The organism is Neolewinella aurantiaca (genome assembly GCF_008014675.1).
GTDB lineage: Bacteria > Bacteroidota > Bacteroidia > Chitinophagales > Saprospiraceae > Neolewinella > Neolewinella aurantiaca.
In genome coordinates, this window is the sequence record NZ_VOXD01000003.1 from 136,719 (window position 1) to 152,304 (window position 15,586).

Genomic DNA, 15,586 nt, shown 5'->3' on the forward strand with positions numbered 1-15,586 from the left:
TCGGCCCGATGAATTGGCTCCCATCCGTACAGCAAACCATCATTTAAATTAATGTTTTTTTGAGAATCCTCCACACCGCAGACTGGCACCTTGGCCACCGCCTTTACGACCGTGACCGCACCCCGGAGCACCGGGCGGCGCTGGCGTGGTTGTTGGAAACAATAGAGGAGGAAAACGTAGATGTGTTGATCGTGGCAGGCGACATCTTCGATGTCGCCAACCCGTCCAATCAGGCGCGGGAGTTGTACTATGAATTCCTTGGCCAACTGGCACGCACGAAGTGCGCGGCGGCGGTAATTGTTGGCGGCAACCACGACTCTCCGGCGATGCTGGATGCGCCGAAGGAAGTCCTGAAATGGCTGAACCTCCACGTGGTAGGGGCGGCGCGGACGCAGGTGCAGGAGGAGGTCGTTTTAATAGCAAAGCCAGGAAACGAAGCCGTGGATCTGATCGTAGCCGCTGTACCGTATCTCCGTGAACGGGACATCCGCCGAGCCAAATCGGGCGAAACCTCCGAGGAGCGATTGATGGGGCTGCAGGAAGGTATCAGTAATCATTACCGGGAAGTAGCGGCAGCGGCCGAGTCGGTCCGCAAAAATCCGGAGACGCCGATCATCGCTACGGGCCACCTTTTTGCCGGCGGAGCGAGCGACCACGCGGAGAAGAAGTCGTACATCTACCAGGCCGACGAGCACAACATCGAAGGCGGTCAGTTTCCGAAGGTGTTTGATTATGTGGCCCTTGGCCACATCCACCGTGCCCAGCGGGTAGGAGGTGCTGAGCACATCCGCTACTGCGGAAGCCTCATTCCGCTCACCTTTGTGGAGGGGCAGCAAGTTCGTTCCGTCCGCATCGTCGACATCGGCAAGGCGGGAGAGCCGATCACCAGCCGGCAAGTCAACGTGCCCTACTTCCGAACCCTCCTGCGCCTCAACGCCGAACTCGACGAAGTGAAACAAGCGCTGCGAACCGCAGCGGTCGCCCACCGGAATACCCCCAAAGCTCTCAACAACAGCCTCCCAACTTCCTGGGCCGAAATCAGGATAAAAACCGACGAGCACATCCCCAACCTCCGGCAAACCCTGCTTGAAGTCATTGCGGATGCAACCGAAGCAGGAAGTGATGGTCCGGCAGTTGAAATTTTGAGGGTAAGTCAGGAGCGCCTCACCCCTGCACCTGCGGCCGCGCCGGCGGAAAAGAAACAACTAGGCGAACTCGACCCTGAAGAAGTCTTCTCCGGCATCATAACCGCCGATGGCTACACCCCCGAACGCGCCACCGAACTGATGGCTGATTTCCGTAACCTCCGTAATTGGATGAACGACGCTGCCGAATGAAAATACTACGCGTCCATATCCGTAACCTGAACTCCCTGCGGGGAGACCACTGGGTCGATTTCACGGCCCCGCCATTGGCCGATCACAGCCTTTACGCCATCGTCGGCCCCACCGGGGCCGGGAAAACGACGATTCTGGATGCGATCACCCTCGCGCTTTACGGGCAGACCGAGCGCAACAAATCTGAGGTAGACCGCAAAGACGGATCGGGCACTGTACTCACTTACGGCGAAGGTGAGTGCATGGCCGAACTTGAGTACGAAGTCGTAGTGAGCGGCAAAACGGAGCGCTTTCGCAGTGCCTGGACCCGCCAGCGCGCCCACAAGAAACCCGATGCTAACCTGACCGCTTCTAAGCATTCCATCAGCCAGTTCGACCCGCAAGCCCCCAGCGAAAATCCGTGGAAAATCCTTGCCACCAAAAAACGAGAGGTTGCCGAGAAAACCCAGGAGATTGTTGGCCTCGATTACGAACGCTTCGTGCGCTCCGTGATGCTGACGCAGGGCGACTTTGCCCGCTTCCTCAAATCCGATACAGGAAATAAGGCGGAGATTCTGGAGAAAATAACCGGTACCGAAATCTACCGCGACCTGAGTGTTGCTGCCTTCACCCGCGCCAAACTCGCCCGCGAAGCCCACGAGCGGGCCACCGAGGCACTCGCAACCATGCCACCGCTGGCATCCGAAGACCGCCAGCGACTCGATGATCAGGTCATTACCCGAAAAGCAGAGCTTGAAGTACTGAAAGAAGCTCTTGCGGCTCAGGCAAAACAACTGGGGCTTTACGACAGCCTTGCGGCACTGAAGGTTAAGTCTGCCGCCGCTGTAGCAGAAAGCATCCGCCTGGAAAAAGCTTTCGATGAAGCCAAAGAAGACCGCGAACGATTGGCCAAAAGCGAAGACCTGCAACCTTTGCGTTCAGATTTGCAATCGGAGGTCCGGCTGGAGTCCGAAATACAGCAACTTGCTGCCGATACCGCAACTACCAAAGCGAAGCAGGAAGAGTTAGAGGCTGCGGTTGCCGCAGCCGGTAGAGAAATCGTCGCTGCGCAGGACAAGCTGAATGATTACTACGAAAAGCTGCCCGCCCGGGAGAAAAAGATCGCGATCGTCGCTGATCTGGAACGCGAAATAGCGGCCCTGTCGCGTGATTTGGAGCTGGACGGGAAACGCCAGGAAAGTACGGCAGGTAGCCTGAAAGAGCGCAAAGAGAAACAGGCGGAACTGAACGCGTCTGTAACCCGCCTCCGGAAAGACCTGGCCGGGATGGAGCCCGAACAGATCAGGGAACATTTGGCAAAGTACGACGAGGAAATCCCGGCAGAAACCAAAAAGATAGAAGCGCTGGATCAGCGCATCGTCAGCCGTAAACTGGCCGACCGGATAGCCGCCGAAACTACAGTTCTCCGTAAAACAGAAGAAGACCTGGCGGCAGCCACTGCCGCCCTGAACGAAGCCGAAAAGGCGTTCGCCGCAGCAGAAGAAAACCTGGCTGACCGCCGGCTGGTGCTGAACAATCTGCGCCTCAGCGCCAGCCTCGCCGAACACAAACTAAACCTGAAGCCGGGGGAGAATTGCCCGGTCTGCGGAGCAACGGACCACCCCGCACTCGAGAACTTCACACCGGTGACGGACTCTGCAATCGAGAGAACCAAAGCGGATGTGAACAAGGCACTCGACTTGGTCGAGAATCAGCGCCAATACCTGAAAACGGCGCGTCAGAACGAAGCGGCCATCAGAAGCCGCCATGAACACCTCGCCACACTGATCGGAGAGCTGACCACTCAGCTGGGACCGGAAACGCCCGCCGTAACGGAACCATTGGAAGAACTGCAGCAACAGCGGGCAGCACTCGCTGAAAAGCTCAGGAAATACTCCACGGAGCAGGCACGGCTGCGGGCCTTGCAAACAAAACTGCCGGCCCTGACTGCCTTTGAAACCGAACTGGTGACCGTCGCCAGCAGGGTGACCGAACTGGAAGCAGAGCTAGCCGCCGTAACCGGAGCATTAGCGGGAAACAATAAGCAACTAACACAGAAAAAGGATAGGATCAAAGCTGAAGTCGGGGATTTGACCGCCGAACAGTGTCGGGAAATGACCCGTAAGAAAAAAGACGGACTGACAGCCGCGCTCGCCGCAGCTGAAAAAGCCGAGATCGACCGACGGGGGCAGCTTTCCGCGTTAACCTCCCGGCAGTCAGTCCTTGCGGAGCAAACCGGAAAACTTACCAATGAGCTGATGGTGGTACGCGCCCGGCTGGCCACAAGCCTTGCCGAACGAAAGCTGACCTCAGCGGCTGCGCGCGAAGCATTGCTCCCCGAAACAGAAGCCCTGCACCTGCGTGAGCGCCTGAGTAAACTGGCCGGCGAACTGGCTACGGCCAACACCGTCAACCAAAATCTGAAGCAGGAAACAGAAGCCGCCACCGCCGCAGTAGCGGACTTGCCGGATCGTGATGCGCTGGACAAAAGCCGCGCGCAAAGCGAGTTCAAAATCTCCGAGGCAGACCGCCTGATCGGAGCCCTGGAACTACAGATCAGGCAAGACGATGAGCGCATCATCGCTACCGCCGAAAAACGCAGGCAACTCGAAGGCCTCCGCAAGGAGATGGACCGCTGGACGGTGATGTCTAAACTCATCGGCTCCGCCGATGGCAAGAAATTCCGCTCGTACGCCCAGGCCATCACCCTGCAGCGGCTGATCGACGTGGGCAACAGTCACCTTGGCAGCATCAGTCCGCGCTACCGGATGGAGTATGCAGCACCGGAAGCAGGGGGGAGTGAAAACCTCGAAATTATCATCAGTGACACTTACCACGATGAAAACAAACGGACGATGGCAACGCTCTCCGGCGGAGAGACTTTCCTGATCAGCCTTGCGCTTGCCCTCGGCCTGAGTGATCTGGCGAGCGGAAAGAATCTCATCCAGTCCCTCTTCATCGACGAAGGCTTCGGTACCCTCGACGGCAAGACGCTCGAAAAGGCAATGACGACGCTGGAGCAACTCCGTGACCAGGGTAAAACGATCGGCCTCATCAGTCACGTCGCATCTCTGAGGGAACGCATTTATTGTCAGATCCGGCTCGAGCCGGTAGGCGATGGGTTTAGTACAATCGTTGTCAGTGATGAAGGTTAACAGAGCTCTAGCCGGCGTGTTTGGAAAACCACTTCAGAACGGCCTCCCTGAACTGGTCCGGGCTTTCACCGAAGGCAACGTGGCCGACACCCGGTAGCACCAAAGTTTCTGCGTTTGGGAGCAGGGAAGCGTACTTGACCTGATGCTCGAACGGGATGATGGGGTCTTTATCTCCTGCGATAACGAGCACGGGGCAGTCGATCACGCAGGTCTCGTCGAGCAGATTCATTTTCAGCAGGTAATAAAACCAGATGCGCTGGCCTTCGGGGTCGTGACGGCGGACATCAGGAAAGATGTTTCTGATCGTAGGGTCGAGCTGAGGATAAGACGCCAGTCTGCGCCATTTCCGGGCGTAAGCGAAAGTCGCAAGCTTAAAAACGAGAGGGTGTAGCTGCAGCGTCCGGTAAGCCAGGTGAAATGCGGCTTTACGGAGCCTGGTGCCTCTGGCGAGGAACTGAACAATTCCTTCGATGCCTTTCGCTTTGCCGGTCAGGAAACCACCAACGGATACAATCGATGCAACCCGGTCTGGGTATTTGGCGGCATAGTTAAGGGCCGCAAAAGCACCTACGGAATAGCCGACGATAGACACCTTGCCGGTCGGAATTTTGCGCACAACGGCATCGATCAGGTCGGCAAGTAAGGTTTCACTCAAAGAATCTTTGGTGGGTGTTCCGTTAAAAGTACTCGGAAAATGAAGTGGAAGGCTGATCGAGTACCAGGATCTTTCGCGGTAAATTTCCGGAAACATCGCGGCTTCCCAGAAATTCACGCTACCGGTCAGGCCATGAATCCATATAACTGGCTGTAAGTCAGAGGTAGGGTGAATGTAGGCTTTGTAAGCGAGGCGATGGCCTTGACATTCTGCGAAAAAAAGTGTAGCTTTAGTCAGCGCTTCGGGATTTTACAAACGTTCGTCGATTAGTTCAGTGTGTTTCGCGGTGAATCACTGCAATTGTGAACGAAATAGCATCGCCCGGGGTTTTAGAGATAGACTAAACAGCGAGGCGGATCAGTTATCCGTCTCGATATTGTTAACCAAATCGCCCGGCGAATTGGAGCATAAAATGCTCCCGGAATCAGAATGGGTTCCGGCCGGCTGCGATGACCAAAACCTTTGTATATGCAAATTACCATTCATCAGTCCGGTGACCTCCTCGAGAGCACCAAGCAGGTTATTACCGAAAAAATCACCAAGCTTGAGACCTATTACGATCGCATAGAAAGAGCAGACGTCTACATCAAAGAAGGCGACGGAAACGCCGCCAACGGCTACACGGTAGAAGCCCGCCTCTCCATCCCCGGCCCTGACCTCTTTGCGGAGTACACCGACCCCTCCATCAAACGTGCCATTGCCGACGTAGCCGAAGCGCTGCGCCGCCAGATCAAGAAGCACAAGGAGAAAAACAACGACCACGGCTCACGCCCCGAAGCGGCGAACATCCCACAGGTGGATGATCCCGAGGCAGCGGAGGATATCCTCCTCTCCGAGGAGCAGCTCTAAACGAGGCCGTTCCTGCCAATAAATTATCGTACAAGCGGTCTGTCCCATATCCGGGGCGGGCCGCTTGTGTTTTGGAGCGGCCGTAACCTGAAAACCTGCAGCCAGTTATTTACCTTTGGCGCAAATTGCCCACTATGTCTACCGCCCTTCGCGAAACCAACTTAACTTTTGATCCGCCCGCCGAATTTTACCGGGGCAAAGTCCGTGATGTCTACCGCCGTGGCGACAAACTGCTCATGGTGGCCAGCGACCGGATTTCCAGCTTCGACCACGTGTTACCCAAGGCTATTCCGCACAAGGGCCAGATCCTCAATCAGACGGCCATCCACTTTCTGGAGGCTACGCGCGATATCTGCCCGAACTGGCTCGAGCTTTCTCCCGATCCTAACGTAGCCATCGGTAAGGCCTGCGATGCGATCCCGGTAGAGATGGTCATCCGCGGCTACGCCGTGGGCCATGCCTGGAGAACGTACGAGAAAGCGGAGAAGGAGGCGCGGCCGCGGGTGCTGTGTGGGGTTGAAATGCCAGCCGGGATGCGGGAAGCCGATGCCTTCCCCGAACCCATCATCACTCCCGCCACCAAAGCCGAGGAAGGGCATGATGAGGACATCAGCCGCGAAGACATCCTCGCCAAAGGCATCGTCGCCCCCGAGGTCTACGCCAAACTCGAAGACTACACCCGCCGCCTCTTCAGCCGTGGCCAGGCAATGGCCGCCGAACGCGGCCTCATCCTCGTTGATACCAAGTACGAGTTCGGCCTCCTCAACGGCGAAGTATACCTCATCGATGAGATCCATACCCCCGACTCCAGCCGCTATTTCTACGCCGATGGTTACGAGGAACGCCAGGCTAAAGGCGAACGGCAGAAGCAACTTTCCAAAGAATTCGTCCGCGAATGGCTGATGGAGAACGACTTCCAGGGCCTTGAAGGACAAACTATGCCGGAAATGCCGGATGACTTCGTTGAACTCGTTACCAAGCGCTACGTCGAACTCTACGAAACCATTACCGGTAAAACTTTTGAACCAGCGGATACGTCGGATATCGAGGGACGGATCAAGGCAAACCTTGCCGGGACGGGGTGGTGATTTCCCCAGTGAATTTGCCCTCCCTGCATTAAGCGTTGCTCGCCTACTAAAGTGATGCTTCAAACTATATCTCTACCGATGTCGGAACCTGCTCCCATTTATGCCGCTGACCTGGTGGACCCGCGCCGGAAGGTCAGCCTGGAGTATTTTCCGTCCCTGATGTTGTTGCTTGCGGCGATGGTCATTATAGTGTACATCGGCGTTCCTGCCCTTTTTATAGCCGGGGCGGGAGACGACGACGGCAATCCGGTTCCGGTTGAATTGACCCGGGAATTTGCTTATTATGGATATTGGGTTTGCGGTACATTTCTTGTTTACGTCCTGTTCGTAGCCTGTATTAACCGTTTGCGGTCGGCAGGAGTGAGCCCGTGGTGGATGTTGGTGCCGGGATACAACATTTACCTGTTGTTTACCGCTCCTGATCTAACTTAGCGTTTACGTTCTGATGTTGAGGGGGACAACGGATTTCCGGAAACTTTCTCTGCACCCGCGTCCGCGCCAAAGAAAGGCAATTGTATAAATCAAGGAAGTCAAGTACGGCAATCCAACAAACTAATAATTCCAACAGACCAAAATCTCAATAAGTGAAAATATTTTGCATAGGCCGAAACTACGCCGCTCACGCCGCCGAGCTGGGAAACAAAGCCCCGACCGGAAACCCGATGGTTTTTATGAAGCCACCAACGGCTATCCTGCCCAATAACAAACCTTTTTACTACCCGGAGTACAGCAACGATATCCACTTCGAGACCGAGCTGGTCATCAAGATCGCGAAGAACGGGCGCCACGTACAACCGCAGTTTGCGATGGACTACATTGGCGGCGTCGGCCTGGGGCTGGACCTTACGGCCCGCGACCTGCAGAACGAACTGAAAAGTAAAGGCCACCCCTGGGAAATCGCAAAGGGCTTCGATAATTCTGCCCCGCTCGGAACCGAGTTCTTCGCCCCCGAAGACTTTGAGGACCTCAACGACATCGAATTCCGGATGGAGAAAAACGGCGAGGAAGTACAGCACGGCCACAGCCGGAATATGATCTTTGACCTCACCGCCCTGATTTGCTACGTCAGCCAGTTTTTCCGCCTCCAAAAGGGAGATTTACTTTTCACCGGTACCCCCGAGGGCGTAGGCCCCATCGCCAAAGGCGATGAGCTGATCGGTTTCCTGATGACCAAAAACGGAGAACAGCAGTTGTTTCAGACGCGGGTGAGATAGGTTAGCGAAAATTCGCTAACTTGCGGCAAAGTCAAGAATAACATGCAAGATTTTCCCTCTCTAAAGGTCGTTGTAGAAGACGGCCTCGCCACAGTAGAACTGACCAACGGCAAGGTTAACGCCATCGACACCCAGCTTAGCGAAGACCTGTTGGCCGCCTTTACTGCCCTGGAAACCGATGATTCGGTTACCGGCGTAGTACTCACCGGTCGTCCCGGCTGCTTTTGCGCTGGCCTGGACATCAAGCACATGGCCGGTTTTACCGATGAGACGCTCCGTAAGTTCTGGCACGCCAACCTCGGTGCCCTCCGTGCTATGGTCCGGCTCTCCAAGCCTTTTGTTTGTGCCGTAACCGGTTTTGCACCCGCCGGCGGGACGATCCTGACCCTCACGGCCGATTACCGCGTCATGGCCACCGGCGCCAAGCATACGGTAGGAATGAACGAGTTCAATATGTCGCTCCAGATACCTCAGATGTTCGGCGATATTTACGCTGCTTACTTGGGCGAACACCGTGCCTGGGTAGCCGTGCAGCAAGCCACGATGTACACCGCCGAGCAGGCCAGAGAAGTCGGCCTGGTCGACGAAGTTTTGCCCAAAGACGAAGTACTGGCCCGCGCACAGAAGTACTGCCGCAAACTGATGAATGTCTACGCTCCCGTTTACGCGAACACCAAACGTTACCAGCGCAAGAACCTCCTGGCCTGCGTAGACGTGGATATCTCCGCTCAGGTAGATGAGATTTCAGAAAATCTGAACGATCCCCGCTTCAAGATGATGCTGGAGATGTTCATGGCAAGCCTGAAGAAGTAGGTAGTGAGTTTTTGAGTCGGGAGTTTGGAGTCGCTGCCGCAAGGGCCATTCGTTTCGCTACGCTTGCTCACCTTGAGCGAATGAGTTGCGCGAAATGAGTGGTTCTTGCGGCAGCGACTACTCACCACATTCTACCCACGACCAACTAAAATACCGGCGTAACGGTATATCCTTCTTTTCTCAGCAGAGCGATCACGCCTTTGTCTCCTCCGAGGTGGGCGGCACCGACGGCGAAGAGTTTAGCGTTTTCCCCAGCGATCTTTTCTTCGATCAAGGGGATCCAGCTGTTGTTGCGGCGGGTCAGTAGCAATTCTTCGAAGCGGGAAACACCTTTGCCTTCTTCGCTGACGGAACTTGCCATTTCGGCGATGGCTTTGCGTTTGTACATGCTCACGATCTTGTCCATTTCGCTCTCGCCCCCGTCGTTTTCTCCGGCTTTATCGGCCCGTACTGCTTCGTAGAGCATTTCTGCCTGGCCGTGGTAGGGGATGGAGTCGAAAAGGCTCAGCTGAAACTCCATCGTTTCCAGCCCGCTGATTTCTTTTCCGGCGGCATTGGCGAGTTCGGTCATTTCCAATTCGTAGCTTTTGCTGCCAGTGGCGTCCATTCCTCCGCCTTGTTGCATGGCTTGCATATCCTGGCCAACCATTGCCGATAAGAACAGCGGCTTCATCTTCTTGAAAATGAAGAAAGGAAGCCCCATTTGCCCGAAATAGCTTTCCACTTCTGCGTATTGCTCCTGCGAGAGGAGGTCTTCGAGGCTGGTGTCTCCGCGCATATTGATTTTACTCATCAGGCCCATGATGGCCATGGGGTCCTGCATCTGGCGCGGATCGATTTCGAAGACCACTTCGTCGGCGTCATTCAGTGCAGAGACCATCCCGTTGGGGAGGAAGTAATCGTCTTCCGGGATGATATGAATAGTCCCGAAGAGGTAGCTCTCCTGAGCCAGACCGGCACCGGAGATACGCCAAAGCAGTGCAGTATCTGCTTCAGAAGGAGCAAGTGAGGGCTCGGCAGCAGGTGCCGGGGAGGCTTCGGAAGTCTCCGTCTTCGTCATCATTTCTCCAGCCTTTGGGCTGCAGGCTGAGATGAGTACAGTAAAGATGAATGCCAGCAGATAGAGGAAGTTACGCATAGAGATGGTAGGTAGTATTGGTTTCCCGGTTCGGAAGATTAAGGTTAAGCGTGCGTTCTGTCGCTCCGCTTTCTGCCACGCAAACACCTGACGGGGGGGCAAGTTGCATAACGGACCATCAGGAAGCACTCGCAGATTATACGCAAGGTGTACCTTTGCCCTCAATGAAAGACATTTTTGACCTCCTCGGCCGTATCCTGTTGAGCTTTATCTTCTTTTTCGAAGCTTACGACTACTTTGCCTACGAAGGCTTGAACAAGAAGGCTATGATGATTTATGGCCTCACCTGGAACCAGGATTTCTTCCTCTACGGGGCTATATTCTTCCTTTTTATCGGCGCACTTTCTATTCTGCTCGGTTACCGGATGCGCCTTGGTGCCATCATGCTCATGATTTACTGGGTTCCCTTAACGTTCATAGTCCACAACTTCTGGACCGAAACCGCAGGCACCGCCGAATTCCGGCTGCAGAGTATTCTTTTCATGAAGAACATCGCAATTACGGGTGGGTTGTTGATTACCGCCACCCATACTTCGGGCCGGTACCGCCTGAGAAGATTGTTCGCCACCACCAATGTGTGATCCCGTGCCGGATTACCGTATTCACTGATAATGGACTACGCCTGACGGAAGTGCAAAAAAGAAATACCCATGATCATCCTCAAAATAGGAGGGAACATCCTCAATAAACCAGACGCACTTGCCGCCGCACTGGATTACTTCGCAGCACTTGAAGGTCCGGCCGTCCTCGTTCACGGCGGAGGCCGTAAAGCCAGCGAAGTGATTGCCGCAATGGGTATGGAACCCAAAATGATCGACGGCCGGCGAATCACCGATGCGGCCACCCTCGAGATTGTAACGATGGTCTACGGAGGGCTGATCAATAAGCAGGTCGTTGCAGACCTGCAGGCTCGTGGCCGAAACGCCATCGGTCTCAGCGGTGCCGATGGCAACGCCGTCCTGGCCGAAAAGCGCCCCGTGAAAACGATCGATTACGGCTTTGCGGGCGATGTGCTCGGTGCTGATGGCTCCTTGCTGTGGCAACTGCTGGATGCAGGGCTTACCCCCGTTATGTGCCCCATAACCCACAACGGAAAAGGACAACTGCTGAACACCAACGCCGATACCATAGCAAACGAAACTGCTATCGCCGTCGCCCGCGCCCGTCCGGAGGAGCAGGTCTCGTTACGCTACTGTTTCGAGTTCCCGGGCGTGATGCACGACATCAAAGACCCGGAATCCTGGATTCCGGAGTTGCAGCCTTCGAGCTACGCGGCCTTTAAGGCCGCCGGGACGATTGTTGGCGGGATGATCCCTAAGCTCGATAACGCCTTCGCCGCCGTCGCCGCAGGCGTGGGGGAAGTTATAATCGGCGATCTGCCTGCGCTGCAGGCCGGGAAGGGCACACGGATTATTGGTGGTTCCTGAGAATTTACGGATATTTAGCGACGTAAGCAGCACAAGACTTACAGGTATCTTCTTTTCGTGCTCACTCCGCAACCGCTCAACTAATCCTGTCTCATGATTACTCAGATTGAAACCTACGAGAAAAGTGATTTTACCGCAGCCGTGGCCGGGGGGCATTTGGTCAGGCACAACGTTTATACACTCGGAGAAGGAGATAAGGTGCTGGTGCTCCTTCAGGAACTGCCCGGTATAGGGCAGGAAACACTGGCCCTGGCAGACAGGTTCGTAGCCACCGGCTATCGGGTAGTAATGCCTCATTTATTCGGGCCGATCGGTAAGGTCAGCCTGGTAGGAAATCTGGTCCGGGTGTTTTGTATGACGAGGGAATTGAAGATTTTCCGCAAAGGGGGTTCAAGCCCGATCGTCGACTGGCTGGCTGCCCTCTGCAGGTCCATCAAGCAGCAATACGGAGTAAAAGGAGTTGCCGTAATCGGAATGTGCCTGACGGGGAATTTTGCCATCTCGTTGATGGCTGATGAATCGGTACTGGCCGCTTACGCCAGTCAACCGGCTTTGCCGGTTCATGACCAGAAAGGACTCCACCTTTCGCCCGGAGACATTGAGGAAATAAAAACCCGCCTCGATGCCCTTGGCCCCATGCATTGCGGGCGTTTCTCGGAGGATAAATTGTGCACGTCGGCAAAGTTCGAAAGCCTCGAAGACGCATTCAATGACAACGAGAACCAACGAATTATTTTCCATTCCCTGCCGGGTAAAGGACACTCTTTGCTCACCCTGGATTTTGTTGACGAACCCGATCACCTGACCCGCAAACTTCTGGATACAGTGGTCTGTTATTTCGACGAACAGCTTACCCCGTAGGTAGGCCAGAATTAATATCGGTACCGTCTGCAAAAGACACAAGCTTCAATCCACTCTGCTTAAAACTAAACCATCCACCCTACTTCGTCGTATCTATGCATCCTACGGATGATGAACGAACGAAACCTTGGAACCTTAACCGGTCCTGTACTGATTTTTGGAGGAGCTTACTCCAACTTCGATGCCCTGCAATCTTTGCGGGCCGAAGCCGACCGGCTGGGCATCCCCGCCACTAATGTTATTTGCTGTGGTGATACACCCGGATATTGCGCTGAGCCCAGAGAGAGCCTCGACCTGATGGAAGAATGGGGCTGTCCGGCAATCGCAGGAAACGTTGAAACCAATCTGGTAAACGGGACGGACGACTGCGGATGCGGCTTCGGGGACGGCTCACGCTGTGATATGTTCGCAAAACTCTGGTACACGTACGCTTCGAAGAATGTTTCCGAACGCAATCTCGGTTACATGGCCGGGCTGCCCGATGTGCTCCGTTTCGAATACGCTGGTAAAAAAGTAATGGTGGTACACGGTTCGCCGGAGCATCAGTCTGAATTCGTCTGGCGCAGTACCGATGCTGACAAAAAAGCCCAATGGTGCGCGGACGCAGGTGCAGACGTGATCGTTGGAGGGCATTGCGGCCTGCCGTTTGCTGAGTTTCTAAGCCCCGGTGCCGGTAATAAATCTCTCTGGCTGAACGCCGGAGTGATCGGGATGCCCGCCAACGACGGTACGCCGCAAACATGGTTCCTCACTCTGGACGACGCAGACGGCCTGGACTTTAACTTCCACCGCCTCAACTACGACCATCGCGCTGCCAAAGCAAAAATGATCGACGACCGGCGCTTGCCCGTATCCTACGCAGCGACCCTCACCACCGGGATATGGGATAATACCGAAATTATGCCTCCCGCCGAGGAGAAAAGAGAAGGCTTTTCTCTTGACTCCGCTACCTTAAAAGCAGAGTCGGATCCTGCTACTTACAACTTATCTATGCTCCCCGCGTTCGCGCCTCATGAAGGTACACGCCCCGGTAAGCAAGCACTTCCTCTCAATAACCTCAAGAAAATGAATCAGTACTCAGACCCTAAAGACCTGAAAAGCTTCGGTAAAATCGCCGAATGGCAGGAGGAAATGGGCGAAAAGTTTTTCGATTATTACAGCACCGTTACCGAAGGGGACAGCGCTCTTACCGCACGGGAAAAAGCACTGATTGCTCTAGCCGTCAGTCACGCTATTCAGTGCAGTTACTGCATCGATGCTTACACCACGAATAGTTTGCAGTCTGGTGCCGATGAAGAGCAAATGATGGAAGCTGTGCACGTAGCCGCAGCCGTCAAGGCGGGTACAACATTAATTTATGCCCGCCAAATGCAACGGCAGGTGGACAAAGTCACTATGTAGGTCCGGCAGGTTGGCCGAAAGGCAATTTGAAGAACTACAAGACTAAAAGACTACAAAATGGCTATCAAGCAAAAAACAAAATCTCTATCTGCCAAAGGTTCCCGCATGAGCGACACCTTTGTACAGCTCAACGTACTGAACGGTAAGGATATATCCGATGCGAAATTTCCCCGGTTCAGCGATAAGTTGGCCAATCAGGGGCACCAACCGTTTAAACCTACTGAGATCGAGATATTCCAGCTCAATATCGGTAAGCTGTGCAACCAAACCTGCGCCCACTGTCACGTTGATGCAGGACCGGACAAAAAGGTAGAGAATATGGACCGTCAGACGCTGGAACAGTGCCTGGCGATGATCCGCGAAATCCCAACCATCCAGATTGTGGACATTACCGGAGGAGCTCCGGAAATGAATCCGCACTTCCGCTGGTTTGTCGAGGAATGTACCAAAATGGGCAAGCAGGTCATCGACCGCTGTAACCTGACCATCATTATGGCCAACCCGAAGTACCGCGATTTACCGGAATTTCTGGCAAAAAACAAAGTGCAGGTTGTTTCCAGCCTGCCTTATTTCAGCAAAAAACGGACCGATGGCCAGCGCGGAGACGGTGTTTTCGAAGACTCAATCAAGGCCCTTCAGCTGCTCAACGAAGTTGGCTACGGGGTAGAAGGCTCCGGTCTTAAACTCGACCTGGTCTTCAACCCGTCGGGAGCTTACCTTCCGGGGAAACAGGAAGAGCTGGAAGCTGAGTTCAAACGCCAGCTGGACCGTAAGTTTGGGATCATCTTCAATGAACTGTATGCGATCACCAACCTTCCGGTAGCCCGCTTCCTCGATTATCTGGTTGAAACGGGGAACTACGAAGAGTACATGTACAAGCTCGTTGAAGCCTACAACCCGATGACCGTGGACGGGCTGATGTGCCGAAATACCATCTCTGTCAGTTGGGAAGGTTTCCTGTACGATTGCGACTTCAACCAGATGCTCGACCTTAAGGTGGCCGCCAAAGGCCGGCACATCACCGACTTCGACGTTACCGAATTGCGCAACCGCAATATCGTCCTCAACCAGCACTGTTACGGGTGTACCGCAGGTGCAGGTTCTTCCTGCGGCGGAACTGTCGCCTAGTGAGTTTTTGGGGCACTGAGTTGGTACTTGTGGTAGCAACTCATTAACTCATCAACTTGCTTACTCACTCAGAAGGTTCCTGACGAAGTGACGTTCGGCCCACCAGGGGTGGGGGAGGCTTAGTCGTTCGCTCTCGAAGCGGATGTTGTCGACGAAGATAATGTCGATGTCGCAGGTGCGTGGCCCCCAGTGGGCTTTCCGTTCCCGGCCGAGCGCGGCTTCTATTCCCTGGGTAAGGTCCAGTAGGTGGAGAAGCCGGGTTTTCAGAGAAGCCTGCATTGCACCCGCTGCCGAGCCCGGATTGTATCGGACGGTAATAACCTGGTTCAGGAAATCCGGTTGGTCTTCAACGCCCCAGGCTTTGGTCTCCAGCAACTCAGACTCGTAGATGACCAGCCCGATACGGCGGCGAATGAGCCGGCGGGCGGTGATGAGAGTGGCGTGGCGATCGCCGAGGTTCGAACCCAGAGCTAGTGTTACCGTCAAAGTGAAATTATAATTATCGCAATTGCTTAATAGACTCCGGCTACCAAAAAATAGG

15 protein-coding genes and 1 pseudogene are annotated in these 15,586 nt (G+C 54.7%); 13 read left to right on the forward strand and 3 right to left on the reverse strand.

Annotation, left to right across the window (positions count from 1 at the left end; translation table 11 throughout):
* Window positions 1-59: 59 nt before the first annotated feature.
* Both FUA23_RS02860 and FUA23_RS02865 read left to right on the forward strand, forming a co-directional pair.
* On the forward strand, window positions 60-1,337 hold the full coding sequence (locus FUA23_RS02860; RefSeq protein WP_147929202.1) for an exonuclease SbcCD subunit D C-terminal domain-containing protein: 1,278 nt from the start codon (window positions 60-62) through the stop codon (window positions 1,335-1,337).
* Window positions 1,334-4,471, forward strand: coding sequence for an AAA family ATPase (locus FUA23_RS02865; protein WP_147929203.1), 3,138 nt, complete (start codon window positions 1,334-1,336; stop codon window positions 4,469-4,471). Before FUA23_RS02860 ends, FUA23_RS02865 begins: the two co-directional genes overlap by 4 nt.
* Before the next feature lie 7 nt (window positions 4,472-4,478).
* On the opposite strand, the gene FUA23_RS02870 is transcribed toward FUA23_RS02865, so the two are convergent.
* Window positions 4,479-5,363, reverse strand: coding sequence for an alpha/beta fold hydrolase (locus FUA23_RS02870; RefSeq protein WP_147929204.1), 885 nt, complete (start codon window positions 5,361-5,363; stop codon window positions 4,479-4,481).
* A 231-nt stretch (window positions 5,364-5,594) separates the two neighbouring features.
* On the opposite strand from FUA23_RS02870, the gene hpf reads away from it, so the two are divergent.
* The 5 genes from hpf to FUA23_RS02895 all read left to right on the forward strand — a co-directional run bounded on the left by hpf (window position 5,595) and on the right by FUA23_RS02895 (window position 9,090).
* The gene (gene hpf, locus FUA23_RS02875) at window positions 5,595-5,975 is read left to right on the forward strand and encodes a ribosome hibernation-promoting factor, HPF/YfiA family (RefSeq protein WP_147929205.1); all 381 of its coding nucleotides are present in this window, start codon (window positions 5,595-5,597) and stop codon (window positions 5,973-5,975) included.
* A 134-nt stretch (window positions 5,976-6,109) separates the two neighbouring features.
* Complete coding sequence (locus FUA23_RS02880) at window positions 6,110-7,063, forward strand: phosphoribosylaminoimidazolesuccinocarboxamide synthase (protein ID WP_147929206.1); 954 nt, start codon at window positions 6,110-6,112, stop codon at window positions 7,061-7,063.
* Window positions 7,064-7,141: 78 nt separating this feature from the next.
* Window positions 7,142-7,495: a hypothetical protein gene (locus FUA23_RS02885; protein WP_147929207.1), complete on the forward strand. Its 354-nt coding sequence runs from the start codon at window positions 7,142-7,144 to the stop codon at window positions 7,493-7,495.
* Between the two features lie 152 nt (window positions 7,496-7,647).
* Window positions 7,648-8,277: a fumarylacetoacetate hydrolase family protein gene (locus FUA23_RS02890; protein WP_147929208.1), complete on the forward strand. Its 630-nt coding sequence runs from the start codon at window positions 7,648-7,650 to the stop codon at window positions 8,275-8,277.
* A 42-nt stretch (window positions 8,278-8,319) separates the two neighbouring features.
* Complete coding sequence (locus tag FUA23_RS02895) at window positions 8,320-9,090, forward strand: enoyl-CoA hydratase/isomerase family protein (RefSeq protein ID WP_147929209.1); 771 nt, start codon at window positions 8,320-8,322, stop codon at window positions 9,088-9,090.
* A gap of 145 nt (window positions 9,091-9,235) precedes the next feature.
* Here the strand turns inward: FUA23_RS02895 and FUA23_RS02900 are convergent, their stop codons facing one another.
* A complete protein-coding gene (locus tag FUA23_RS02900) occupies window positions 9,236-10,228 on the reverse strand; it encodes a TraB/GumN family protein (RefSeq protein WP_147929210.1) in 993 nt (330 codons plus the stop codon).
* 164 nt (window positions 10,229-10,392) lie between these two features.
* On the opposite strand from FUA23_RS02900, the gene FUA23_RS02905 reads away from it, so the two are divergent.
* The 6 genes and pseudogenes from FUA23_RS02905 to arsS all read left to right on the forward strand — a co-directional run bounded on the left by FUA23_RS02905 (window position 10,393) and on the right by arsS (window position 15,045).
* Window positions 10,393-10,809, forward strand: a complete 417-nt coding sequence (locus FUA23_RS02905) for a DoxX family protein (RefSeq protein ID WP_147929211.1) — start codon at window positions 10,393-10,395, stop codon at window positions 10,807-10,809.
* A 69-nt stretch (window positions 10,810-10,878) separates the two neighbouring features.
* Entirely contained in the window at window positions 10,879-11,655 is a 777-nt protein-coding gene (gene argB, locus FUA23_RS02910; RefSeq protein ID WP_147929212.1) for an acetylglutamate kinase, read from the forward strand.
* 93 nt (window positions 11,656-11,748) lie between these two features.
* Entirely contained in the window at window positions 11,749-12,516 is a 768-nt protein-coding gene (locus FUA23_RS02915; RefSeq protein WP_147929213.1) for a dienelactone hydrolase family protein, read from the forward strand.
* A 111-nt stretch (window positions 12,517-12,627) separates the two neighbouring features.
* Window positions 12,628-13,260: pseudogene (locus FUA23_RS23045) on the forward strand (metallophosphoesterase family protein); the annotation flags it as partial.
* Window positions 13,261-13,581: 321 nt separating this feature from the next.
* On the forward strand, window positions 13,582-13,917 hold the full coding sequence (locus FUA23_RS23050; protein WP_147929321.1) for an arsenosugar biosynthesis-associated peroxidase-like protein: 336 nt from the start codon (window positions 13,582-13,584) through the stop codon (window positions 13,915-13,917).
* Between the two features lie 57 nt (window positions 13,918-13,974).
* Window positions 13,975-15,045 carry an arsenosugar biosynthesis radical SAM (seleno)protein ArsS gene (gene arsS / locus FUA23_RS02930; protein WP_147929214.1) on the forward strand — a complete coding sequence of 357 codons (1,071 nt, stop codon included), beginning with the start codon at window positions 13,975-13,977 and terminating at the stop codon, window positions 15,043-15,045.
* A gap of 60 nt (window positions 15,046-15,105) precedes the next feature.
* Here the strand turns inward: arsS and folK are convergent, their stop codons facing one another.
* Window positions 15,106-15,531 carry a 2-amino-4-hydroxy-6-hydroxymethyldihydropteridine diphosphokinase gene (gene folK, locus FUA23_RS02935; protein ID WP_187270863.1) on the reverse strand — a complete coding sequence of 142 codons (426 nt, stop codon included), beginning with the start codon at window positions 15,529-15,531 and terminating at the stop codon, window positions 15,106-15,108.
* Window positions 15,532-15,586: the final 55 nt, after the last annotated feature.